General features: G+C 69.5%; 21 protein-coding genes. 6 read left to right on the forward strand and 15 right to left on the reverse strand.

The genetic code is table 11. From position 1 onward, the window contains the following. Nucleotides 1–26 precede the first annotated feature (26 nt). The 5 genes from F9C12_RS21770 to F9C12_RS21790 all read right to left on the reverse strand — a co-directional run bounded on the left by F9C12_RS21770 (nucleotide 27) and on the right by F9C12_RS21790 (nucleotide 6,057). On the reverse strand, nucleotides 27–866 hold the full coding sequence (locus tag F9C12_RS21770; RefSeq protein ID WP_409461661.1) for an SDR family NAD(P)-dependent oxidoreductase: 840 nt from the start codon (nucleotides 864–866) through the stop codon (nucleotides 27–29). Next, a complete protein-coding gene (locus tag F9C12_RS21775) occupies nucleotides 863–1,795 on the reverse strand; it encodes a patatin-like phospholipase family protein (RefSeq protein WP_409461662.1) in 933 nt (310 codons plus the stop codon). The genes F9C12_RS21770 and F9C12_RS21775 overlap by 4 nt, the downstream gene beginning before the upstream one ends. Nucleotides 1,796–1,865: 70 nt before the next feature. Then, the gene (locus tag F9C12_RS21780; protein ID WP_409461663.1) at nucleotides 1,866–3,023 is read right to left on the reverse strand and encodes a GGDEF domain-containing protein; all 1,158 of its coding nucleotides are present in this window, start codon (nucleotides 3,021–3,023) and stop codon (nucleotides 1,866–1,868) included. Nucleotides 3,024–3,345: 322 nt separating this feature from the next. Further along, on the reverse strand, nucleotides 3,346–4,950 hold the full coding sequence (locus F9C12_RS21785) for a carboxylesterase/lipase family protein (protein ID WP_409461664.1): 1,605 nt from the start codon (nucleotides 4,948–4,950) through the stop codon (nucleotides 3,346–3,348). A gap of 213 nt (nucleotides 4,951–5,163) precedes the next feature. Further along, nucleotides 5,164–6,057, reverse strand: a complete 894-nt coding sequence (locus tag F9C12_RS21790; protein WP_409461665.1) for a LysR family transcriptional regulator — start codon at nucleotides 6,055–6,057, stop codon at nucleotides 5,164–5,166. A 127-nt stretch (nucleotides 6,058–6,184) separates the two neighbouring features. Here F9C12_RS21790 and F9C12_RS21795 point away from each other — a divergent pair, with 127 nt between their 5' ends. Then, nucleotides 6,185–7,174: an NADP-dependent oxidoreductase gene (locus F9C12_RS21795; RefSeq protein ID WP_409461666.1), complete on the forward strand. Its 990-nt coding sequence runs from the start codon at nucleotides 6,185–6,187 to the stop codon at nucleotides 7,172–7,174. A 42-nt stretch (nucleotides 7,175–7,216) separates the two neighbouring features. Here the strand turns inward: F9C12_RS21795 and F9C12_RS21800 are convergent, their stop codons facing one another. Genes F9C12_RS21800 through F9C12_RS21830 form a run of 7 tightly spaced genes read right to left on the reverse strand, consistent with a single transcriptional unit; the run spans nucleotide 7,217 to nucleotide 14,254 of the window. After that, on the reverse strand, nucleotides 7,217–7,621 hold the full coding sequence (locus F9C12_RS21800) for a hypothetical protein (RefSeq protein ID WP_409183736.1): 405 nt from the start codon (nucleotides 7,619–7,621) through the stop codon (nucleotides 7,217–7,219). 9 nt (nucleotides 7,622–7,630) lie between these two features. Then, nucleotides 7,631–10,921 (reverse strand): hypothetical protein, encoded by a 3,291-nt coding sequence (locus F9C12_RS21805; RefSeq protein WP_409461667.1) that lies wholly within the window; start codon nucleotides 10,919–10,921, stop codon nucleotides 7,631–7,633. Further along, nucleotides 10,921–11,253, reverse strand: a complete 333-nt coding sequence (locus tag F9C12_RS21810; protein WP_409183738.1) for a hypothetical protein — start codon at nucleotides 11,251–11,253, stop codon at nucleotides 10,921–10,923. The genes F9C12_RS21805 and F9C12_RS21810 overlap by 1 nt, the downstream gene beginning before the upstream one ends. 1 nt (nucleotide 11,254) lies before the next feature. After that, entirely contained in the window at nucleotides 11,255–11,512 is a 258-nt protein-coding gene (locus tag F9C12_RS21815; protein WP_344287866.1) for an acyl carrier protein, read from the reverse strand. After that, the gene (locus tag F9C12_RS21820; RefSeq protein WP_409467051.1) at nucleotides 11,505–13,112 is read right to left on the reverse strand and encodes a fatty acyl-AMP ligase; all 1,608 of its coding nucleotides are present in this window, start codon (nucleotides 13,110–13,112) and stop codon (nucleotides 11,505–11,507) included. Before F9C12_RS21820 ends, F9C12_RS21815 begins: the two co-directional genes overlap by 8 nt. Before the next feature lie 43 nt (nucleotides 13,113–13,155). Beyond that, entirely contained in the window at nucleotides 13,156–13,782 is a 627-nt protein-coding gene (locus F9C12_RS21825; RefSeq protein WP_409461668.1) for an NAD(P)-dependent oxidoreductase, read from the reverse strand. Nucleotides 13,783–13,795: 13 nt separating this feature from the next. Next, a complete protein-coding gene (locus tag F9C12_RS21830) occupies nucleotides 13,796–14,254 on the reverse strand; it encodes an SgcJ/EcaC family oxidoreductase (protein ID WP_409461669.1) in 459 nt (152 codons plus the stop codon). A 75-nt stretch (nucleotides 14,255–14,329) separates the two neighbouring features. On the opposite strand from F9C12_RS21830, the gene F9C12_RS21835 reads away from it, so the two are divergent. Further along, nucleotides 14,330–14,773 (forward strand): MarR family winged helix-turn-helix transcriptional regulator, encoded by a 444-nt coding sequence (locus F9C12_RS21835; protein ID WP_409461670.1) that lies wholly within the window; start codon nucleotides 14,330–14,332, stop codon nucleotides 14,771–14,773. A 26-nt stretch (nucleotides 14,774–14,799) separates the two neighbouring features. Here F9C12_RS21835 and F9C12_RS21840 read toward each other — a convergent pair whose 3' ends face one another. From F9C12_RS21840 to F9C12_RS21850, 3 genes are all read right to left on the reverse strand, one after another. Then, nucleotides 14,800–16,005 carry an RNA polymerase sigma factor gene (locus tag F9C12_RS21840; RefSeq protein ID WP_409461671.1) on the reverse strand — a complete coding sequence of 402 codons (1,206 nt, stop codon included), beginning with the start codon at nucleotides 16,003–16,005 and terminating at the stop codon, nucleotides 14,800–14,802. Then, entirely contained in the window at nucleotides 16,002–16,373 is a 372-nt protein-coding gene (locus tag F9C12_RS21845) for a YciI family protein (protein ID WP_409461672.1), read from the reverse strand. Before F9C12_RS21845 ends, F9C12_RS21840 begins: the two co-directional genes overlap by 4 nt. 261 nt (nucleotides 16,374–16,634) lie before the next feature. Next, nucleotides 16,635–17,375, reverse strand: coding sequence for an alpha/beta fold hydrolase (locus tag F9C12_RS21850; RefSeq protein WP_409461673.1), 741 nt, complete (start codon nucleotides 17,373–17,375; stop codon nucleotides 16,635–16,637). Between the two features lie 80 nt (nucleotides 17,376–17,455). Between F9C12_RS21850 and F9C12_RS21855 the strand changes: the two genes are divergently transcribed. From F9C12_RS21855 to F9C12_RS21870, 4 genes are all read left to right on the forward strand, one after another. Next, the gene (locus tag F9C12_RS21855; RefSeq protein ID WP_409461674.1) at nucleotides 17,456–18,052 is read left to right on the forward strand and encodes a TetR/AcrR family transcriptional regulator; all 597 of its coding nucleotides are present in this window, start codon (nucleotides 17,456–17,458) and stop codon (nucleotides 18,050–18,052) included. 239 nt (nucleotides 18,053–18,291) lie between these two features. Beyond that, the gene (locus tag F9C12_RS21860) at nucleotides 18,292–18,702 is read left to right on the forward strand and encodes a hypothetical protein (protein ID WP_409461675.1); all 411 of its coding nucleotides are present in this window, start codon (nucleotides 18,292–18,294) and stop codon (nucleotides 18,700–18,702) included. Next, nucleotides 18,699–19,307: a DUF3558 domain-containing protein gene (locus tag F9C12_RS21865; protein WP_409461676.1), complete on the forward strand. Its 609-nt coding sequence runs from the start codon at nucleotides 18,699–18,701 to the stop codon at nucleotides 19,305–19,307. Before F9C12_RS21860 ends, F9C12_RS21865 begins: the two co-directional genes overlap by 4 nt. A 1-nt stretch (nucleotide 19,308) precedes the next feature. Beyond that, nucleotides 19,309–20,604 carry a WXG100 family type VII secretion target gene (locus F9C12_RS21870; protein WP_409461677.1) on the forward strand — a complete coding sequence of 432 codons (1,296 nt, stop codon included), beginning with the start codon at nucleotides 19,309–19,311 and terminating at the stop codon, nucleotides 20,602–20,604. The last annotated feature ends 413 nt before the right edge of the window (nucleotides 20,605–21,017 follow it).

The raw sequence follows: 21,017 nt of genomic DNA on the forward strand, positions 1-21,017 counted from the left end.
CCCGGGCTATCCGGAAAACGAACCGGCTACCGGCGGGTTCCTTGCTGCGCTTCGAGACCCGCCCGGTACTCCGCTCGTTCCGGGCGGTCGGCGTGCAGTGCGCGATCGTCGCGAACCAGCCGCCGGATGCGGTTGAGGACCGGCTCGGGAGTGACTCCGGCAGCCGCGGCGAGCAGGCCGACGTAGCCGGGGACGGCGATTTCGCCGCGGCGGTGGCGCACCGAATCGACGACCGCCCTGGCGACGTCTTCCGGCCGCACCTTCGGGATCGGCCGCATGTCCAGGCCGGAGGCGAGCGCGGTGTCCACCGCCGAGGGCAGCACGGCGCTGATGCTGACGCCCGCGTCCGCGAACTCCAGGCGGGTCGCGGCGGTCAGCCCCACGACGGCGAATTTGGTCGCGTTGTAGACGGCCAGCCCCTTGACCGGGAATTTGCCCGTCAGCGAGGCGACGTTCACGACGTGGCCGGAACCGCGTTCGACCATGCCGGGCAGCGCCAGCTTCAGTCCATTGAGGACACCGCCGAGGTTGACGTCGATCTGCAGCCGGTCGGTGGCGTCGGCGAGTTCGAGGAATCCGCCGTTCGGCATGAGCCCGGCGTTGTTCACCAGCACCCGCAGCGGTCCGTGAGCCTTCTCGGCCGCGGCGAGGAAGGACGCGAACGAATCGCGGTCGGCGACGTCGAGGTGGTGGGCGGTGCCGCCGGCCTGTTCGGCGGTTTCCTCGGCGGCCGCCTGGTTCAGGTCGCCGATCGCGACGCGGGCTCCCTTGCCGGCGAACAACTTCGCGACCGCCCGGCCGATTCCGGCGCCTCCGCCGGTGATCGCGACGGACGCGCCGGCGAGGTCGATCTTGGGGTAGGTCACGGGGTCGCTCCTTGCTCGATGGCGGCGCGCACGCGCGGCGGGGTCAGGGCGCGGCAGGCGCGAAGCACGTCGGCGCGGCGGCGGAGGTCCATGAAATTCGGGCCCATGACGTCCAGTTCGGCCGGACCCGGCTCGATGCGGAGCACGCGGATACCGGCGGCGCGGAGTTGCGTGACCTCGGCGTCGACGCGCCGGGTCATCGCGTGCCGGGCGAGCCGTTCGACGCGGGCGAAACCGCGGCCGGGCGCGCCGCCGGAGGTGGACATCGGCGGGAGGAGCACGACCTCCTCGACGCCGGTCTCCAGAACGAGATCCGCGGAGGTCGGCGAGACGGTGCCGCCGTCGACGTACTCGCGGCCGTCGACGGCGACCGGCGGGAACCATCCCGGAATGGCCCAGGACGCGGCGATCGCGGTGCCGAGCTCGGTCCGCTGCGCATTCCCGAACGCGACCCGCTCACCGGTGCGGAGATCGGCCGCGACGAGCCAGGTCCGCGGGTGCTCGACCCAGCCGTCGGCAGTGGCCAGCGCGGTCCCGAGGGCACGCAGCCACCCAGCGTCGCCGCGGCCCTTGGGCAGCACACCGGCCAGTCCGGCCAGCAGGTCGGCCCGGCCGCGCAGCGCCGCGGCGGTGAGGCCGAGACCAGGCCAAACCGGTGCCGGCCACGGTGGCAGTTTGCCCGGATGCTGTGCGAGATGCCGCTTGAGGCGTTCGTCGGCGGGTTCTCCGCCGAGCGCGGCCATGATCTCGCCGACCCCGATTCCGGAGCCGAGAAACGCCGCCATCTCCGCACCCGCCGAGGTGCCGACCAGGATGTCCGCGTCGCGCGCGTCCCATCCCAGCTGGTCCTCGACCGCGGCGAGGGCGGCGGCGGTCCAGGCGAAGCCGAGCGTGCCGCCACAACCGAGGACCAGTGCGCGTCGGGTCATCGACCACCTCTGCGGAATCGCGTGTCAGTGGCGGAACCGTATGTCATTTCGAGGGCCGGGGCAATACCGCTCAGCCGAGGTCGGCGCTGCTGACGACCTTGTTGCGGCCGGTGTTCTTCGCCCGGTAGAGCGCCTGGTCGGCCGCGTGGACCAGGCGTTCGAGCGCAGTTCCGGACTCCGGATAGGTCGCGAGGCCGATCGACGCGGACAGCCCGTCGATCGTCTTCGGGCCGTTCGCGGCGGGCACCTCGACGACGAGCCGCGCGATGGCTTCGCGGACCCGTTCGGCGACGACCCGGATGCCGGGTTGGCGCAGGCCGGGCAGCAGAACCACGAATTCCTCGCCGCCGAACCGGCCGACCGAGTCGTACTCGCGCACCGCGCCGGTGATCGCGGCGGCGACGGCGCGCAAGACGGCGTCGCCGCTGAGGTGGCCGTATTCGTCGTTGATCCGTTTGAAGCGGTCGAGATCTACCATCAGCACGCCGAAACTGGAGTCGGTTCGCTGCGCCCGGCCGAGTTCGCGGGCGGCGAGGGCGTGCCAGCCGGTGGTGTTGAGCAGGCCGGTCTTCTCGTCGGTGGTCGCGGCGATTTCCAGCTGCTTCACGAGAACCGCGCGGTGGATGACGAGCAGCGGCGGCAGGACGCACAGGGCCAGCTCAGCCATGGTCGTCACGGCGAGCGCGGTCAGAATGCCGAGGCAGAGGGTCGCGGCTTCGAGCAGGTTGTCTCCCCAGCCGCCGAAGAGGGTGCGCAGCGACCGGTCCGGCGCGTTGAGCCCGGGGACGGTGATCAGGGCGGCGACGACGAAGTAGGCGGCGGTCGCGAGGAAGAGGTCGCCGAAACCAGACCAGCCCGCGTGCAGAACGGACTTGAGGCTCGGAGTCGAGGTCCAGGAGAGGACGGCTGCGGCGGCCTGGCAGGTGACGACGACCAGGGCGGCGTTGAACACGACGCGAAAGGCCGAGACGCGGCGGACGCGGTAGGGGCTGCGGGTGGCCAGATAGAGGTAGAGGATCGCGACGAGTCCGGTGACCAGGGCCGACGGAAGCAAGAGCACGCCGGCGAAGCTCCACACCGAGGTCAAGTTGATGTGCGGGGTGCCGGATCTGAGCCGGAGCCGTTCGACCTCGCGGCCCAGTTCGGCCTGCAGCAGACCGCATCCGCTCAGCAGGCCGAAGACGAGCAGGTCCCGGCCGGAGAAGTGTTCGGCGCGGGCAGCGGTCACGGTCGCTACTGCCGCGACGGCTTCGATCAGGAGACAGTAGGCGATCAAACTGGGCCGCTGGTTCCACAGATTCCACCGCGACAGCGAGACCGCTCCACGGAAAGAACGCGCCGATCTGTCCGCGAGATCGGTTTCAGCCGTGCCCAATGCGCTGCCCCATGCCGTCCCCTCCACCCTGACTGGCCAGCGTGTCCCCCCGACGGACCTTCCACGGTAGTCGGCGGGGTCCACGCTGTCAGCCGAGTTCGGAAAACGTTGCGAGACGCCGGAATCGCGACTGTGCAGGCAGCTTTTGCTTTCCACACAGCTGGTTATCGGAGCCCTATCGGTGGTGTGCGAAGGGAGTCAACGGGTTCCAGAGTTCCGCGCAGTGATGCTGCCGCGGGATCTCCGTGGTGAGCTGGCTGTCTCCCGCGGCGTTGAGCGCCAGGACCACGGGATTGTCCTTGGTGTAAGGATCCCACTGCGGCGCACCGTCCACAGTGGGGTTTCCGGTGCGGGCGAAACCGGCCCACTGCGTCAGAATCTGGTCGGCGAGCACCTGCTGGTTGGGGGTGAGCTGGACGCCGTTCGGGAACATCAGCAGCCATTCGGCGACGTGGTAGGCACCGTTCGGTTTGGCGGGGTCGACGAAGAACTGCGGCGGGATATCGGTGTCGTCGACCTGGTAGGCGAAGACCGGGAGGTGCCGCGAGAGCCGCTCGTCGTTGAGCAGCGCGGGACACACCGAGTTGGAGTCGGCGACGGCTGTCCGGTAGGCGAGATACGGAGCTGGCGCGGGATACCGCTTGAGCGGATACGTCTCGCGGACCTCATCGGCGTGCTTTCCGTACTGTTCCTTGATGAATTTCTCGTAATCGGCTTCAGTAGCGGCGTATGGGAGTTGAGTTTCGTCGCGGTCGACGCCGTGCATCAGCGCTACGTGATTGACCTGCCCGGTGGCGAAAGCCTCGGCGGGTGACATCGGCAGAGTCTTGCCGTCGACGATCGGCGCGACCGTTCCGTTGTCGGGATTTCTTCCGTGGTCGGCCTGTTTGAGCACCGTCTCCGCGGGCAGCGCACGCAGGCAGGCGGCGGTGGAACAGCCCAGCGCCGCGGCGAACCGGGCACCCTTTTCCCGCGCTTGTTTCTCAGTGGGCAATTGTGCTTTGCAGTCCTGTGTTTGCCAGATGATGTCGACGCCGAGCAGCGAGTTGTACTCCCCGCTTTGGCTGATCCCGCGCTTGAACAGCCCGGCCGAGGCCGGCGAAGCGGTGTGGGCGCAGACGCTCGAACCGCCCGCGGAATCGCCGTAGATCGTGACATTGTGCGGGTCGCCCCCGAACTTCGCGATGTTGCGCTGCACCCAGCGGAGCGCGGCCTGCTGATCCTGAAGGCCGTAGTTGCCCGCGTGCGCACCGAACGATTCGTGCGCCAGGAAACCGAAAATCCCGAGCCGGTAATTGAACTCCACGCTGATGACGCGCCCCGCGGTCACGAGACGACTCGCGTCCGTCGGCTTCCACAGCAGGAATCCGCCGCCGTGGATCTGCACCATCACCGGAAGCGGGCCGGGACCCGCGTTGGCCGGGACGCGCACGGTCAGATTGAGGCAATCCTCGTTGGCCGACCCGGGACCGGTACCGGGCGGCTGCGGACACTCGGTGCCCTCCTCGGTAGCGGCGAACGGCTCAGTCCAGTGCGGGGGCCGCTGCGGTGCCGCCCAACGCAACTCTCCCACTGGCGGTGCGGCATACCGAATCCCTTGCCACGACTTGATCTCCGCACCCGCGATACCGCACACCGGTCCGTCGTCGGTGGTCACGGTGGTGCCGGGCGAACAAGCTGGCGCGCCCGCTTTGGTGGCCACCGCCGCCGATCCGGCCAGCGACAGCACCACCCCCACGACAGCCGCCAAGACCGCGGGTGCCTTTCCGGCGAATCTCATCCGTCCTCCTTCGCTCCCGCCTGGCCGGGGAGGCCGAACGAACGACGAGCAGCACGCACCGAACAGGCGGTTAACCGGCATGGGCTCGACCAATGCCCGGCTGCGGGCCATTGCCCGCGTGCCTCAAGTCTGACCGCCGCGAGGGGAGGCACAACCTCCGTTCGGGCGCGCGGGAGGGGTCAAATTCCCGGGGACGATGGTCTTTGTCGAGGATCAAGCCGCGCCGGGGAACTCCGCTTCGGCGACCGCGCGCAATTCCCGGACCAATTCGCGCACCGCAAGGGATTGCGCGCCGGCGTAGGTGGCCACGTACCCGATTCTCCGGGTGGGCGGGTCGGCGATCGGCGTGACCGCGACTCCCGGCGGGATGGCGGCGAGGGTGAGTTTCGGCAGGATCGCCATGCCGATTCCTTGCGCCACCATGGAAAGGACCACTCCGTCGTCGGCGACCTCCATTTTCGCCGAGGGCAGCCAGTCTTGCCGGGCCCACCAGGACCGCGTGTAGGAGGAGCAGTTTTCCGGCCAGTCGAGCAACGGCAGGCCGCGCGATTCGGCGCGGCTGGCCGGGTTGACCAGGAAGTACGGCTCGCGGAACAGTTCTCCGGCGACCAACCCGGCCGGCGGGGCTTCTTCTTCGCTGAGGGTGGCGATGGCGACGTCCGCGCGGCCGTCGGCGACCTCGCCCGCGGTGCCGCGGCCTATTTCGGGGACGATCAGGACCTGCGGGTGCAGGCCGGAATGCTTGGCGGTCAAGCGTTCCAGGGCTGCGGGCAGGAGGTGTGCGGCGGCGCTGCGGAAAGCGGCGATCCGCAGGGGTCCGGTGAGGGTTCCCGCTGCCGCGCCGCGGGCTTCGGCGCGGAGAACGTCGAGTTGGCGCAGGATCAGCCGGGCGTGCACGAGTGCGCGGGCCCCGGCGGCGGTCGGGCGGGCGCCCGTTCGGCCGCGGTCGAAGAGGATGGCGCCGACCTTGCGTTCGCAGGTCCGCACGGCGTGCGAGACCGCGGACTGAGTGAGGCTCAGCTCGGCGGCCGCGGCGGTGAAGCTGCCGGTGCGCTCCACCGCGAGCAGCAGGCGCAGCTCGCCCGGCGTGAGGTCGACAGCATCCATGCGACCAGCCTAGCCGCAGCCATGAGCAGGATTCATGGATTGGCCCGGTCCATCAATCCGGACCTCTGCCGAGACGCCGCCGAGCTGCCTAAGTTTGCTGGTCAGAGCCCTTCCTTAAGGAGATCCCGTGTCCCTGACCGCCGTCCGCCAGGTCCGCCGCCCCGAGGGCGCGCCGAGTGCCGCCGACTTCGAGTTCGTCACCCAGCCGCTGCCGGACCTCGCTGCCGGACAGGTGCTGGTCGAAAACCGTTACCTGTCCGTCGATCCGTACATGCGCGAGTTCATGGAGTGGGGCGGCTGGGAACTCGGCGCGGGGCTGGAGGGCCGTTCGATCGGCGAGGTGGTCGAGTCGAAGGAGCCGGCGCTGCCGGTCGGCACGACGGTGTTCCACCGGCACGGCTGGGCGACCCGCGCGGTCCTCACCAGCGCCGACGTCCGGACGATCGTCCCGGCGGACGGCGTTCCGCTGAGCGCTTACCTCGGCGTTCTCGGCGGGACCGGGCTCACCGCGTACGTCGGACTGACCCGGGTCGCACAGGTCCGCCCCGGCGATGACGTGTTCATCTCCGCCGCTGCCGGTGCGGTCGGCAGCGCGGCCGGGCAGCTCGCGCGGTTGCTCGGCGCGGGACGCATCGTCGGCAGCGCCGGATCCGCGGCGAAGGTCGAGCACCTGACCCGCGACCTCGGTTTCGACGCCGCCTTCAACTACCACGACGGCCCGGTCACCGACCTGCTCGCGAAAGCGGCTCCGGACGGCATCGACGTGTACTTCGACAACGTCGGCGGCGACCACCTGGCCGCCGCGATCGACGCCCTCCGCGACTACGGCCGCGTCGCCTGGTGCGGTTCAGTCTCGCAGTACAACAGCCTGCGCACGCCGCCGAGCGCGCCGCACAATCTGTACGACGTGGTCGGGAAAAGCCTTCGGATCGAAGGGTTTCTGGTGCGCAATCACCTCGACGCGCGCGAGGAGTTCGAGGAATTCCTGATCCCGCACGTCCGCAGCGGCAAGGTGCTGGTCGACGAGACCATGGCAGAAGGGTTTTCCAGCATCGTGGACGCGTTCATCGGGATGCTGCGCGGGGAGAACGTCGGGAAAATGCTGGTCCGGATCTGACCTCCGGGAGGGGGCAGGCGAGCCCCCTCCCGAGGCAGAACCTCAATCGCGCCAACGGTTGTTGAGGAAGGCGTCGTCGTCCTCATCGTCTTCCACCGGACGCGGGCGACGCGCCGGACGCCGCGGCGGCTCGCTCCGCAGGGCGGGCTGATTCGGGGTCACCGCGAACGGGGACGCCGAACCGGGCTCGTTGCCGAACTCGTCGGAATCGAACGCCGAGGGCGGATCGGTGCTCGGCCGGTCCGTGCTCCACCCGGACTTGGTCTTGCGCTTCCCCAGCTCCCGCCGGTGCTGGACGTACCGTTCGGCCGCCTGCACCTGTTTGGTCATGTACTCCTGGGACCGCGCCTTGATCTCCTCGGCCTTCTGCTCGCGCAGCGCCCTCCGGTCGGCCTGCTCCCGGACCAGCGCGTCCAGTTCGGCCTTCATCGCGGCGGTTTCGCTCATGCGTCCCTCCTACCTGGTCCGGATGATCGGCGCGTCGTCGTCATCGTCGAGTGAACCAGTGATCCGGCTGGCGGGTTCGGCGAGGTTGTCGAAGACCGCGCCCTCCACGCGGTACGCCGCGCGCCGCTCGGTCTCGCCACCGCCGCCACCGCCGCCGTGCCCGCCGCCCATCGGACCCATGCCGGGCATCCCGGCGCCGCCGGACTGACCCGGCTGGCCGGAGTGGTCTCCCGCCGGGGCCGGGAACCCGCCGCCGGAGTGGGTGCCGGACACCGGAGTGTGGTCGACCCCGACCACCGGCCCGCCGTGCAGCGGAGCGCTCGGTGCGCCAGCGGGGACGCCCGGACCGCCGGTGTGCGAGACCTCCGGACCCGGCCCGCCCTCGACCGGATGCCCCGGCGCTCCGCTCGGAACCCCGTGGTGCAGCGGCTGGACCGGTTCTCCCGCGGGGTGGCCGCCGCCGTAAGAGGTCCCCTGGGCGGGACCGTCTCCCGCCGGATGCACCGCGTGCCCGCCGGACGGGTCGCCGATGTGCGAGGCCCCCTGGGCGGGACCGTCTCCCGCCGGGTACACCGGGTGCCCGCCGGACGGGTCGCCGATGTGCGAGATTTCCGGACCCGGCCCGCCCATCGGAGGCACCGGGTGGCTGCTGCTGGGCGAGGCGCCGCCGTGCCCGTTGGCCTCGGGTCCCTTGTGGTCGCCGGGATGCTGGCCGGGACCGTCGCCCGCGTGGTGGCGGCCGGTGCTGTCGCCGGGTGTCTCCGGACCGTGGTCGACCGGACGCTTGTCCTCCTCGCCGAGCGTGTACGTCGTCGGGTTGCCCTTGCCGTCGTCGACCGTGACGACGGTCGGCCCGTTCGGCCCGTCCGGCCGCTCGGCGGTGATCTTCGTGTCGCCGTCGCGGAGGTGGATCTTGCCGTCCGGACCGGGGTGGTGGACGTCGGGCTGGCCGCCGTCGGACGCGGACTTGTCGTCGGACCAGTCGATCTTGAAGTCCTTGACCGGCCCGGAACCCTCGCCGATCTTGATGTCCATCTTGCCGTCCGCGTCTGGCTCGGACATCTCGAAGGTTTTGTCGCCCTGCTTGACCTTCAGGACATCGCGGCCGTCTTCGTCGGGCTTGCCGTCGTGGTTCTTGTCGGCATCCGGCTTGTCGTCGTCCGGTTTGCCGTCGTGGTCCTTGTCGTCGCCGGGCTTTCCGTCCTCGCCGCCGGGACCGCCGTCGGCGGGGTCGGTCTTGATCGGCGGGCCGTCCGCCGGACCGCCGCCGGGGGAACCGCCGCCGCCCTTATCGCCAGGAGCCTTGTCGTCGCCGGGAACCTTGTCGTCGGGGCCCTTCCCGTCCGGGCCTTTGCCGTCGGGACCCTTGCCGTCCCCGCCAGTCGAACCGGGCTCGCCACCGCCCGGCCCGCCGAGGGGAGCGCCGCCGTGGCTGCCCAGCGCGTCCTTCTTCAGCGACTCCATCGCGGCCTCGGCCTTTTGCTTCGCCTCGGCCTGAGCCTTCTGCTTCGCCTCTTGCTCGGCCCGCTGCCGGGCTTCTTCCTCGGACTGGCCGTGGTCCTGCCCGCCGCCGGAACCGCCCGAGCCGGGCCCTCCGGAATCGGACCCGCCGCCGGAGTCGGTCTTGATCGGCGGACCGTCCACCGGACCGCCACCGCCGGTCCCGCCACCTGGGCCCCCGCCGAGAGGACCGCCGCCCGGCGTATCGGACGGTACATCGAGTTCGGGAACCTTCGCGCCGCCCCCGCCGGAGCCGCTGCCAGACCCGCCTCCCGAACCGGATCCGCCGCCGGTGCCGCCTCCCGTGCCGCCGCCGAAACCGCCCCCGGTCCCGCCGGAATGGTCACCCTGCGGAATGTCCGAACCGGACCCGCCGCCAGTTCCACCGCCGGATCCACCGCCGAAGCCGCCACCGGAACCACCGCCGTAGCCGCCACCGGAACCACCGCCGTAGCCGCCACCCGGACCGCCGCCGTAGCCGCCCTGCCCGCCTCCGTAGCCGCCCTGACCGCCAGACCCCGGACCGCCGGGCCCCTGCCCGCCTCCGCCGGGACCGCCACCGCCAGGCCCCTGCCCACCGCCGCCAGGACCGCCGGAACCACCAGCCCCGCCGTCCTCGGCGCCCTCGAACTTGTTCTTGAGCTTGCCCATCTCCTTGTCGAGGGCGTCGTAGGCCTTGTCGACGAGGTCCTTCGCGTCCTTGCAGGCCTTCTCGAACCCCTGGTAGATGGTGTCCCACATGTCGGGGTTGAACTGGTTCATGATCCACTGCTTGGCGAGGTCCTTGCCGTGGCTCTGGATCTCGTCGTCGTTGCAGCAGCCCTGGTCGTTGAGGGTGTCGACCAGGTTGGTGCCGAAGTTGTAGTCCATCCAGCCGGCGATCTGGGCCAGGTCCTCGATGCTGCCGTGCTCGCCGTTGGCGACCGCGATGACCTTCTGCGCCATCGTGTAGTCCGCCTTGCCGACCTGGTCGCGGTACAGCGCGATGACCTGGTCGGCCTTCCCCTTGCACAGGTCGAACAGCGTTTTCGTGGTGTGCAGCACCGCTTCGCTGGCGTGGCTGAGGTCGTCCCCCAGCTTCGCGGCCTTCTTCTGGATGCTCTCGTTGTACCGGTCCGCGGCCGCGTCGGCGCCGGCTCCGGTCCAGGTCCCGAACAGGGTGCCCAGTTCGGTTCCGGTCTCGGTCAGCGTCGACTTCACGGTTTCCGAGCCGTGCTTGAAATGCATGGCGTCGTTGACGAAGCCCTCGAAGCTGATCCCGCGCTGCTCGTCGAACGGGCCGCGGATGTCCTTGTCGAGGTCGAGCTTGCGAGTGGACCCCCTGCAGTCGTCCGGGATCTTTTCGAGCAGCCCGCCGAAGGTCTCGAACACCCGCAGCGCGGGGGCCGCGGTGTCGAAGATTTCGTCGGACGTCTTCGTGCCGGTGGCCCCGGCGTCCTTGCCCTCGCCGGGAGCGGGCGGCTGCTTCTTGCCGAGCTCGTCCTTGCCCTTGTCGACCTCTTTGCGCTTCGCGTCCTGGTTGTAGCTGTTCTGCTGGCCCTTCCGCCGGGCCTCCTCGTAGATCTCCTCGAGCTTCGGGGCCCCGCCGGGCGCCGCGAACGGGTCGTTCGGAATCAGGATGAACGTCCGCCCGTAGGACTTGATGTACTTGGCGACTTCGTCGCCCTCTTCGCCGCCCGGGTTCGGATGCTCGTTGACCCACGCCCGGAGCAGCCCGTCCTTCAACGCTGGCGGCACCGCCGAGTCGTCGAGCAGTTTCTTGACATCCGGCCACGTCTTCGGCTGGTTTTCGTCCGCCATCAGAGAATCCCGTCGACGCCGTTGCCGGTCTTGGTGATGGTGCCGGCCTGGTTGTCCTCGTTCGTGCCGTAGGCCGATCCGGCGGTGCCGATGTTCGTGCCGAACGCTTCGAGGGCCTTGCTGTAGCCGGAGAGCGCGCCCCAGAGCTGTTTGGTTCCCTCGAGGTACTTGTCGGCGTGCGCCTGGTGCACCCGGCCGAATTTCTCCTTGGTCAGCTCGGAGTTCTCCAGGTCGGGATTGTCGTCAAGCAGTTTCTCCGCCAGGTCACCGATGTTCTTCGCCGCGTTCGACAACGCCTGGGTTGTCGCGGTGTACCCGCCCCCACCGCTCATTTCAGTGCTTCTCCTCAGCTCGGCTTGTTGCCAGGGCCTCCGCGAGCACGTCCGCCACGGATTCCACGTCGGTGAACCGATCGAGCTCGTCCAGATCGATCGACACGTCGTAGTAGATCTCCAGCGCCGCGAGAAGCCGGATCCGGCCCTTCGAGTCGATGCCGAGCTCCTCCAGCGGAGCGTCGGGCACGACGAGGGCCGGGTCGAGCCGGAAGGTGTCGCTGACGACCTTCGTGACCTCGGCGCAGTGATCACCCACGCACGCCACCGTAACGCGCCTTGGCGGCCGACCGGGCGACCTTTCCGCTGGAAGTGCGCGGAAGTCCGCCAGAAGGGACCAGGTGTACCGCGCGGAGCGTGAGGTCGTGCTCCCTCGACACCGCTCGCAGGACCGCCCGGGTCACGTCCTTGACCTCGGCTTCCGCGCCGCGGGCCCATTCCGCGACCACCATCGCGCCCTCGCCCCGTTCGTCGGCGACGCCGAACGCGGCGACCCGGTCGCGGCGGATCGCCGGATGCGCCTCGCCTGCCGCCGCCTCGAGGTCCTGCGGGTGGAAATTGCGGCCGTCGACGACGATCAGGTCCTTGAGCCTGCCGGTGACGTAAAGGTCGCCGCGGTGGAAAACCCCGAGGTCGCCGGTGCGCAGCCAGCCTTCGAGCCCGTCGAGGACTCCGCCGAACGCTTCCGCGTCGCCGCGTCCCCAGTAGCCGGACGCGACGTTCGGCCCGTGCACCCAGATCTCGCCGACCTCGCCCTCGGGCTGCTCGCGTCCGTCGTGGACGATCCGGACGAGCTGCCCGACCGGCCGCCCCACCGACATGACCGGCTGTCCGTCCGGCGTTTCGACGGCACGGCCCTGGGCAAGGGCTTCCCGGTCGAGCACCGCGCCGCGCGGCCCTTCTTCTCCGGCGCTCGCGACGTACACGGTGGCCTCGGCCAGCCCGTACGACGGCCGATGCGCCTCCGCGCGAAACCCGTACCGGCCGAACACCTCGTGGAACCGCTCGACCGTGCGCGGCCGGACGGGCTCGGCTCCGTTGAGCGCGACCCGGACGTCCGAGAGGTCGAGGCCCTCCTCGCCGCCGACGTCGGCGGCGAGGTCGTAGGCGAAATTCGGGGCCGCGGTGAAGACGGCCGGATAGTCCGAGAGCTGGCGCAGCCACCGCCGCGGCCGGTGCACGAACTCCGCCGGCGACATGAACACCGACCGGCCGCCGACGTAAACCGGCAGGCACAGCAGCTGGATCAGGCCCATGTCGTGGAAGAACGGAATCCAGCCCGCGCAGGTGGTCTGCTCGTCGGAGGCGTAGGCCTGGCTGGCCTGCCAGCAGGACGCGACGATCGCCCGGTGCGGGATCACCGCGCCCGCCGGTTCGCGCGTCGACCCCGACGTGTACTGCAGATAAGCCGGGCTTTCCGGATCCACGTGAACCGGATCGATGCCTGGTCCGGACAACTCGTCGACCACCACGAGGTCTCCGGGATCGCCGAACTCGCGCACCTTCGCCGCGACAGCGGACGACGTCGCCCACACCCGCGCGCCGGAGTCGGCGAGGACCCCATCGAGCCGGTCGGCCTGCGCGCGGTTGCCCGGCAGCATCAGCGGAACGGCGACCATCCCGGCGGCGAGGGCGCCGAAAAACGCCAGCGGGTAAGCAAGTTCCTGTCCGGCGAGGATCGCGACACGCTCGCCTGGCTCGGCGATCCGGCGCAATTGTCCGGCCACGGTCCGGACTTTGGCGGCGAACTCCGCCCACGTGAGGGTGTGCTCGACGCCGCGCTGGTGGTCTTGCTGGGTGAACAACGGCCGTTCGTCGCCGGCGCGGGCGAAGAGCCGGTCCACGATCGAGACGCGCATGACCTCGGCAGGCACCGTACGGGACACCCCGCGAAGCTACCCGCTACGACGAGATCGCGACCACCCGGCCGAAAATCCGCGGATCGGCGAGGTGATCCACCACGTAGGCGGCCAAATCGGCCCGAGCCGTGCGCGGGCCGAGCCGTTCGGCGGAGCCGACGGAAACACGGGGACGGCCCGTCCCCGGCCGGTCGGTCAATCCGCTCGGCCGCACCGCGGTCCACGCGAGCCCGGAGTGAGCCAGCAACTTCTCCATCCGCGCCATGTCCGCGTACGGATGCCGCAGCACCCAGCGCAGAATCCGGCTGACCGCCCGCGCGCCCGGCCCGGCGTCCGGCGGCGTCGCGAGACCGGCGGAGGAGATCGCCACCAGCCGCGCGCCGGGCGGCAACGCCGAGACGATGCTGGCGGTCCCGGCGGAGTAGACGGTGGTGGGACCACGGCCGGTCGAGCCGAGCGCGGAAACCACCGCCTCGTGCCCGGCCAGTGCCCCGCGCAGCGACTCCGGATCGAGTGCGTCGGCGGCGCGGCTGGTGAGCCGCGGATGCTCGAGGCCGAGGTTCCCCGGCTCGCGGGCGATGGCGGTCACCTCGTGCCCGGCGGCCAACGCGCGTTCGACCACGAGCCGGCCGGTGCGCCCGGTCGCGGCGACGACAGCGAGCGAAGACATGACACTCCCCAGATCAGCCGACGGCCGGCTTGCTCGCCGGCTGGAACTTGAAAGACACCGCCTCCAGCAACGGCTTGCGCTTCGTGTTCTGGAAGGCAGCGACCTTCCACCCGGCCCCGGTGCGGACCAGGCTGTAGGTCTGGACCTTGTCCAGCTGAGCGGGCTTCGTGCCCTTGCCGGTCGCGCCCCGGGTGACGACGAGCGCCGAATCGGATCCGACGTGGCGAATGCTCTGCACCTCGTGAAACAGCCGCGTGCCCTTGAGGAAGCTGTCGAAGAGCGCTTGGTGCGCGCGGCCGATCTCGTCCGCGCCCTGGTAGAGGGTGCCGACATAGGTGATGTAGGTGGCGTCGGACGTGAACTCCGCGGCGTACGCGGCGCCGTCCCCGCTATCCCAGGCGGCGACCAGCCGATCCAGCACGGCGGCGATGGCAGCGACGTCGGTGTCCAGTGCGTTCATGATGTCTCCCATGGTATCTTCTCCAGAGAAGTAACTGCTCTGGAGATTTCTCTTCGTTGAGGAAGAGATTATGGGAAGGGAGGCGGGATGTCAACAGCCGAGGATCCGTCGGCGGTCTACCGGCGCTACTTGAGCGCGGTGCTGCTGCATGCCCAGGCCAGCGCGCGGGCCGTGGGGCTGGGAGCGACCGACCTGTACGCGCTGAACATCCTGGAGCTGCACGGCGCGATGACCCCGAGCGAGCTGGGCCGCATGGCCGGTCTGACCACCGGTCCGACCACCCGCCTGGTCGACCGCCTCGAAGAGGGCGGCTACGTCCGCCGCGCTCCGGACCCCGGCGACCGGCGCAAGGTCGTCGTCCAGCCGCTTCACCAGCCCGAAGGCTTGGACAAGGCGCTCGCCCCGGCTCGCGCCAGCATCGGCGAGATCCTGCGCGGTTACCGGCCGGAGGAGGTGGCGGTCCTGTTCGACTACTTCGCCCGGGCCGCCGACGCCTATCAGCACGCGACAGATCAGCTCACCGAACTCTGACTTTCCGCGGGGCGCCAAGGAAGCCGTTACGGACGCGGCCTCACCCGGCTGGCCCGGGCCGTCAGGAAACGCCGCTCCGCGATACTCGCCGTCGCCTTGACGGCGAGCCGGTAGTTGTCGTACGCGCCAGCCAAATCCCCGGCTTTCTCCAGCAAATGCGCCCGCACCGACAGCAACCGGTGATGCCGCGCCATCCGCTCCTCGCTGTCCAATGTGGACAACAGCGCGAGCCCGGCGCGCGGCCCGTCGGTCTCGGCGAGCGCGATCGCGCGGTTCAGCGTGACCATCGGATTGGGCGCGATCCGTTCCAGGATCAGGTAAAGCGCGTGCACCTGCCGCCAGTTGGTCTCGTCCGCGGTCGCCGCGTCGGCGTGCGTCGCGGCGATCGCGGCCTGCAGCTGATACGGACCCAGCTCCGGACCGCCCAGCGAGGCTTTCGCCAGCTCAGTGCCCTCGTCGAGCATCGCGCGGTCCCACGTCGAACGGTCCTGATCCGCCAGCGGAACCAGGTCACCGGACGGTGTCGTGCGGGCCGTTCGGCGAGCGTGCGTCAGCAGCATCAACGCGAGCAAGCCGGTCACCTCGCTGTCGTCCGGCAGCCGCGCGTGCACCATTCTGGCCAGGCGAATCGCCTCGTACGCCAGGTCGGCGCGATGCAAATCGCTGCCGGACGACGCGGTGTAGCCCTCGTTGAAAATCAGGTACAGCACCTGCAGCACGACACTCAGCCGCTCCGGTCCGGCCGAACCCGGGAACGAACTGCCCGCCGCCTTGATCCGCTGCTTGGCCCGGCTGATGCGGGCAGCCATCGTGCCCTCCGGCACCAAAAACGCGCGCGCGATCTCCGCCGTGGTCAGACCGCCGACCGCACGCAGGGTCAACGCGGTCTGTGACGCCGGAGTCAAGGCCGGATGGCAGCACAGGAAGAGCAGGAGCAGCGTGTCGTCGGTGTCCGGCACGTCGGGCGCGGACTCGGTGGCGTTCGCCAGCTCCCGCTCGCGGCGCGCCTGGTCGCTGCGCACCTGGTCGACATAACGCCGGGACGCGACCGTCGACAGCCAGCCGCGCGGATTGTCCGGCACGCCTTCGATCGGCCATTGCTGAGAAGCCGCGAGGACGGCTTCCTGCACCGCGTCCTCGCAGCCCTCGAACTGGCCGTACCGGCGCACCAGCACGCCGAGAACCTGCGGCACGAGTTCGCGCAGCAGGTCCTCGACGGAGCGGGCGGTCACGCGTCCAGTTGCCCTTCCGAGAACATCACCTGGCGCACCTCGACGCCGAGCCCCTCGATCGCGGCGTCCGGGACCTGCGCGGCCAGCTCGATCGCACGCTCCTTGCTCTCGACGTCGAGCAGGTAGTAGCCGCCGAGGAACTCCTTGGCCTCGAGGAACGGCCCGTCGGTCACCACCGGCTGCCCATTGCGCACCGACACCACCGCGGCCTGCGACGGATCGGCGAGCGCCTGGGCGGCGACCAGCTCGCCGGACTTCTTCGTCGACTCCATGAACGCGCTGACGCCGTTGCCGAGGGCTTCCTTCTCCTCGTCGGTGAGCGCGTCGAGGACGGACTGGTTGATGTGCAGGCTGATCAGGAACTTCATCGTCTTGCTCCTCGCGGTTTCGGGTCTTTCGGGGAGTGGTCGGAGGAGCGGGCGGGTTCTGGACATGGGGGTTATGTGACGCGCGTCACATTCGATCCGGCGCACCATGAACGGCATGGAGACCGAAGTTCGACGCGGTGCTGATGTACGTGTGCCGATGTACGCGTGCCGATGATCGACGCGCTGACGGAGGCCGCGCGACGAGATCCGCACCGGCGGATCAGCCGGGTGTTCCGTCTCGCCGCGCGGGCCTGAACTGTCCTATTCGGACCAGAATTCCGTGAGGATCCGCGCACCCTGGACCGGATCCTGCGTCATCCACCAGTGCCCGAGGCCCTCCAGCACCGCGACCTTCGCGCCGGCCCGCTCCGCCGAGCGGCGGCGCTGCTCGTCCGTTCCGACGAAATGGTCCTCGGTCGCCAGCACGACGAGCCCCGGCCGCTCCGCGGCGCGTTCGAGATCCCGGCCGAACTCCGCGATCGCCGGCTGCGCCGCGGACCGGTAGAGCGGGAGCACCGCGCGGGCCATGTCGTCGTTCATCCCCTCGGCGACCTTGGCGGCCACCGACTCGTGCATTCCGCCGAGCACCAGGCGTTCAGCCCGTTTTTCCACCGGCGCGCCGAACATCGCCGCGACGGATTCCTCGCCGACGCCCGGTTTCTGCCATCCCTGCGCGAGGTCGTGCCAGACGTAATCCGGGTGGAACGCGCCCGCGGTGTCGCTGACCCAGCTGCGCACCAGTTCCGGGCGGGCCATGACGGCGTTGAGCACGTGCGCGCCGCCCCAGTCGTGGCCGACCAGGTCGACCGGTTCGGGGAACTTCTCCAGCTCGGCGATCAGCCAGTCGCGGTACTCGAGCGCCGTCGCACCGAACCCCTCCGGCAGCGGCGCGCCGAATCCGGGCGGCGACAGGCAGCCGACCGGCCGGTCGCCCAGCTCGGCGAGCAGCCGCTCCCACACGGCAGCGATTTCCGGATTGCCGTGGACGAACACTGCGGTCATCGGGCTTCCTCCCTCTCGTCGCACCCAACTCTACGCATACTTGCTTGTCGGCTGGCAAGTATGTTGTAGGGTTTCTGCCCGTGACCAGGCCCCGCCGCACGCAACAGGAACGCCGCGACCAGGCGTCGGCCGCGCTGCTCGAAGCCGCCGCCGAGCTGGTCGTCGAGGAAGGCGTGCGCGCCGTGACCCTGGCGCGCGTCGGCGAGCGGGCCGGGTACAGCCGCGGCCTGGTCACCCACCACTTCGGCGGGAAAAAGGCACTGCTGGAACAACTCGCCCGCACCACGCAGACCGATTTCGTCCCCGGCCTGGCCGACCTGCCACCCGGCCTGGACCGGCTGCTGCGGCTGATCGACGGCTACCTCGCCCAGCTCAGCGAACCGGACGTGCGAAGCCGGGCGTTCCTGGTGCTGTGGGCGGAATCGATGACCACCCCGGAACTGGCCCCGATCTTCCGCGAACGCGACCAGTCCTTCCGAGACGACCTGCGCGAGGAGATCCGCGCGGGCATCACCGAGGGCACCATCCGCGCCGACGTCGACCCGGAGCAGATCGCCGTGGCCATCGTCGGACAACTCCGCGGCATCGCCCTGCAGTGCCTACTCGATCCAGCCGCGGTGGAGCCGGCCGAACTGTGCCGTTGTGCTGCCGAAGTGTGGAAACGGGCGCTTTCCTAGAGCTGTGACGCGGTGCCGTTGACCGCCAGCTCCGTCCCCCTGCTGCCCGACCTCCACCGGGCCGCGGTCCGGCATTTTCGGCCTGAACTGCACATTTTCCGATTGGCATAGAAATTGCGACTAGAGCATTAATGTCTAGCCGACTTCCGCATTTCGGAGAACGTCACACAGGCAGTGAGTGATCAGCTACTTTGTTAGCTGTCTGCATTTGCTGACACCGAGCATGGGGAGGGCTTCGCGTGTGGGAGGACGTCGAGTTCTCGATCTTGCACCCTGCCGGTCCCGAGCCCGCGAAGAACGGGTTTTCGCTGGACATCGACGTGGCCAAGCAGCTTCTCGAGGAGTTGCGCGGCTATCAGGACAGGTTGGGAGTAATGAAACGCAAGGTTTCCACCCTGTGCAGCATGAAGCCGCCGTCGAAAGACCCTTCGACGCTGGCGATGCACGTCGCCATGGTCGGCGACGGCAGCGGAAAATTAGGCGCTTTCTCCTATGGCGGCGGGCACATCGACTTGCAGCTGACTTATGTCACCGAGCTGATCGACCGGATCCGGAAAGCGCTGGCCGCGATCGGCCAGAGCGACCAGGACCAGGCGGCAGCCGTCGAGAAAACCCATCCCGGCACCGGCTCTCGAGGAAACTTCGGATGAACCCGCGCACGATCGTCGGAGTGCTCGCCCTCGCCGTACTGGCCGCGGGCTGTTCAACGCCCACCAACGGCACCGCGACCACTTCGGCGCCGGCCACCGCGCCGTCGAACCAGCCGCTGCCCTACGGCGGCGCGCCGAAGGTCGAAAACCCGCTCCCCGACACGGTGTTCTCCGACGGTCCCTGCCAAGCGCTCACCCCGGAGCAGCTCACGTTCCAGCTCGGCTCGGCGGTGCCCGGGAAACCGGACAATTCCGCGGTCCCCAGCTGTGACTGGATCAGCCCGGACACCCACGCCAGGATCGGATTGTCCTTCTTCGGCAAGGACAACGACGGCCTCAGCAACGTCTACGCCAACGTCCGGCCGCAGATGAAACGCTTCGACGTGCTCCCGCCCATCCAGGGTTTCCCCGCCGTCGCCTACAGCACCCAGCCCGGGCCCATCACGAACTCCTGCGATGTCAACGTCGGAGTCACCGACCAGCTCTCCTTCATGGTCGAGGCCGCGCCCGGCGAGACCAAGATCAACAAAATCGATCCGTGCCCGCTCGCGGTCTCCGTCGCGGACAACGTCCTCACCACGCTGAAGCAGAAAGCCGGCCGGTGACATGAAGTTCTGGGAGCCGATCAAGCAGTACCTGGACCAGCATCAGGAACTGACGGTGCCGATCGAGGACATCGTCAAGGAGGTGCAGGCCTCGGACCCCAGCAGCTGGCACACGGGCGCGACTTACGCACGCGAGGTGGCCAGCGAACTGGAAGCGATCAGCCAGGACCTCTCCGGAACGCTGACGAAACTCGAGTCTTCCTGGACCGGCCAAGGCGCAGACCTCGTCACCGAACGGCTGCGCACGGTGCGCGCTTCGGCGATCGACGCGCACCAAGCCTTCGCGGCCAACGAAAACACCCACGCCACCGGCATCGCCCTGCACGAGAACCTGCGGAATCAGCTCACGCCGATCCCGCCCGCGCCCACGGGCAGCCCGACGCCGGCGATCGGCCTGATGAACGCGGACGTCATGTCCCAGCTCATCGAGCACGACAGCGCGCAGCAGAAAAACCTTGATACGTACGAAAAGTTTACCTCAGACAGCCAGGGTAACACGCAACAGCTGAAGGTCGATTACGGCAAAATCGGCGCTTACGACGGCGGCGACGTGACCATTCAGCAGCATCCCTCCTCCGACCCCGGACCGGCCGCTCCCAGCGACCAGCACCATTCACCGGACGGGACCGGCTCGACCTTCACTCCGGGCGCTGTCCACCAGAACACCCCCGCATCGACCCCGAACACCCCACCTGGCACCCCGTCCTCAACCCCGAACACCCTGCCTGGCAACGGAAGCGACCACACGAGCACCTCCGGCTACACTCCACCCGCCCCGGGACCAAACGTGGCCCCTCCGTGGCACGGTGGAACGAGGACCCCCTCCGCGCCCGGCCCGCTGAACGAATTCGGCATCACACCGATCACGAGCCCCCTCGACGGACGCCCAGGCAGCATCTCAGAACGCCTCGGCGGCGGTCCCGGACGCATCAGCACCGGACAACCAGGCAGCGGACGCTCAGGCACCGAAGGCGGTTCCGGACGCTCCGGCTCCGGCTCCGGCTCCGGCTCCGGCAAACCCGGCGGCAGTTCCGGCCGACTCGGCGGCGAGGCAGGCCCTCGCTCCGGAGCAGGCACCAGCGAAGGCCCGGCTTCCCGAACCACCGCGGAACGTGGTGCCCCCGGCGGGAAAGGCCTGCCCGGAGCCGCAGCGCCCGGAGGGCAACGTGGCAAGAATGAAGAAGACGAGGAGCATGAACGGAAGTACGTTTTAGATGTAGATCTCTTCGCCGATGATGGCCTTGCCGTCGACCCGGAAACCGGCATGCGTCCGACGCCGCCGACGCTCGGAGCGTAACTCCGAATCTGAGGCCGGACCGACTCTCCCGGCGCTCACCGGCGTGCGATGCGCATGGTGACTGGTCGGCTGCCGCGGGCCCCGGGTGACCCGGTGTCCCGGTCCCGCCTCGCCGCCGACCAAGCGGCGAGGCGGAACTCCCCCTCGCGTGGAAACACCCCTCCGGCAACGCTCCCCTCAAGCGCTGCCTCCACGGCCTGCCCCCTCGAACGCCGCCCCTTCGACGACATTCCCCCGACAAGCCCGGTCGAATCACGCGACTGACCGCTCAGTAGCGTTAGCGCTTGTCAGCATCCGTCCCCTCAAACGGATCTGGAGCAAGACGCCATCGCTCGATCGACCGTCGCCGCATGGACGTTGGCCATCACCGAGACCCGCTCCCCTCAACCGAACCGGGCCCAAGCACGCCCCTG

The sequence above is a fragment of the Amycolatopsis sp. GA6-003 genome, assembly GCF_046267895.1.
Lineage (GTDB): Bacteria > Actinomycetota > Actinomycetes > Mycobacteriales > Pseudonocardiaceae > Amycolatopsis.

Bases quoted from the DNA above. Each gene is read 5' to 3' on its own strand.
- F9C12_RS21775 (WP_409461662.1), bottom strand. From the start codon at position 1,795: ATGACCCGACGCGCACTGGTCCTCGGTTGTGGCGGCACGCTCGGCTTC.
- F9C12_RS21805 (WP_409461667.1), bottom strand. From the start codon at position 10,921: ATGGCGGACGAAAACCAGCCGAAGACGTGGCCGGATGTCAAGAAACTG.
- F9C12_RS21820 (WP_409467051.1), bottom strand. From the start codon at position 13,112: ATGCGCGTCTCGATCGTGGACCGGCTCTTCGCCCGCGCCGGCGACGAA.
- F9C12_RS21845 (WP_409461672.1), bottom strand. From the start codon at position 16,373: ATGAAGTTCCTGATCAGCCTGCACATCAACCAGTCCGTCCTCGACGCG.
- F9C12_RS21865 (WP_409461676.1), top strand. From the start codon at position 18,699: ATGAACCCGCGCACGATCGTCGGAGTGCTCGCCCTCGCCGTACTGGCC.
- F9C12_RS21785 (WP_409461664.1), bottom strand. From the start codon at position 4,950: ATGAGATTCGCCGGAAAGGCACCCGCGGTCTTGGCGGCTGTCGTGGGG.
- F9C12_RS21870 (WP_409461677.1), top strand. From the start codon at position 19,309: ATGAAGTTCTGGGAGCCGATCAAGCAGTACCTGGACCAGCATCAGGAA.
- F9C12_RS21810 (WP_409183738.1), bottom strand. From the start codon at position 11,253: ATGAGCGGTGGGGGCGGGTACACCGCGACAACCCAGGCGTTGTCGAAC.
- F9C12_RS21800 (WP_409183736.1), bottom strand. From the start codon at position 7,621: ATGAGCGAAACCGCCGCGATGAAGGCCGAACTGGACGCGCTGGTCCGG.
- F9C12_RS21830 (WP_409461669.1), bottom strand. From the start codon at position 14,254: ATGGGAGACATCATGAACGCACTGGACACCGACGTCGCTGCCATCGCC.
- F9C12_RS21790 (WP_409461665.1), bottom strand. From the start codon at position 6,057: ATGGATGCTGTCGACCTCACGCCGGGCGAGCTGCGCCTGCTGCTCGCG.
- F9C12_RS21835 (WP_409461670.1), top strand. From the start codon at position 14,330: ATGTCAACAGCCGAGGATCCGTCGGCGGTCTACCGGCGCTACTTGAGC.
- F9C12_RS21825 (WP_409461668.1), bottom strand. From the start codon at position 13,782: ATGTCTTCGCTCGCTGTCGTCGCCGCGACCGGGCGCACCGGCCGGCTC.
- F9C12_RS21850 (WP_409461673.1), bottom strand. From the start codon at position 17,375: ATGACCGCAGTGTTCGTCCACGGCAATCCGGAAATCGCTGCCGTGTGG.